1 protein-coding gene is annotated in these 1,068 nt (G+C 80.1%); it reads left to right on the top strand.

Annotated features, from left to right (window positions below; translation table 11 throughout):
• A partial coding sequence (locus tag AO501_RS40250) for a hypothetical protein (RefSeq protein WP_197419858.1) occupies nucleotides 1-1,068 on the top strand: 1,068 nt, incomplete at both ends.

The raw sequence follows: 1,068 nt of genomic DNA, 5'->3' as shown, positions 1-1,068 counted from the left end.
CGGCGGCGCCGCCGGCAAGGCCAACGGCGGCTTCAACGGCGCCCAGGGCGCCGGCGGCCAGGGCGGCTTCGGCGGCACCGGCGGTAAAGGCGGCACCGGCGGCATCGGCACCGACAACAGCGCCAACCCCGGCATCACCGGCGGAGCGGGCGGCACCGGCGGCACCGGCGGCACCGGCGGCGCAGCCGGCAAGGGTGGCACCGGGTCCACCACCGGCGCAGCCGGCACAGCCGGTAACGGTGGCACCGGCGGCCTGGGCGGCAATGGCGGACAGGGCGGCCAGGGCAGCACGGGTGCGATCGGCGGCGGCATCGGCGGCACCGGTGCCGGCGGCGGGGACGGCGGCCAGGGCGGCACCGGCGGCGCGGCTGGGAAAGCCAACGGCGGCTTCAACGGCGCCCAGGGCGCCGGCGGCCAGGGCGGCTTCGGCGGCACCGGCGGTAAAGGGGGCACCGGCGGCATCGGCACCGACAACAGTGCCAACCCCGGCATCGCAGGCGGGTCCGGCGGCCAGGGCGGTATCGGCGGCACCGGCGGCGCAGCCGGGCTCGGCGGAAGTGGCTCGACCACGGGTGCGGCCGGCACGGCCGGCAATGGCGGCGTAGGCGGCACCGGTGGAACTGGCGGACAGGGTGGACAGGGCAGCACGGGTCTGATCGGCGGCGGTACCGGCGGCCAAGGTGCCGCCGGCGGGGACGCCGGCCAAGGCGGCACCGGCGGCGCCGCCGGCAAGGCCAACGGCGGCTTCAACGGCGCCCAGGGCGCCGGCGGCAAGGGCGGCATCGGAGGCCAAGGCGGCCAGGGCGGCCACGGCGGCATCGGCACCGACAACAGCGCCAACCCCGGCATCGCCGGCGGAGCGGGCGGCACCGGCGGCAGCGGTGGCACCGGCGGCGCAGCCGGCCTCGGCGGCACCGGGTCCACCACCGGCGCGGCCGGCAGCGCCGGAAACGGCGGCACCGGCGGCACCGGCGGCACCGGCGGACAGGGGGGACAGGGCAGCACCGGCGCCACAGGTGGCGGCATCGGCGGCCAAGGTGCCGCCGGCGGGGACGGCGGCCAAGGCGG

This window comes from Mycobacterium gordonae, assembly GCF_001417955.2.
GTDB lineage: Bacteria > Actinomycetota > Actinomycetes > Mycobacteriales > Mycobacteriaceae > Mycobacterium > Mycobacterium gordonae_B.
Note: the sequence above shows the minus strand (reverse complement) of the source record. Positions and strands in the feature narration are given on the sequence as shown.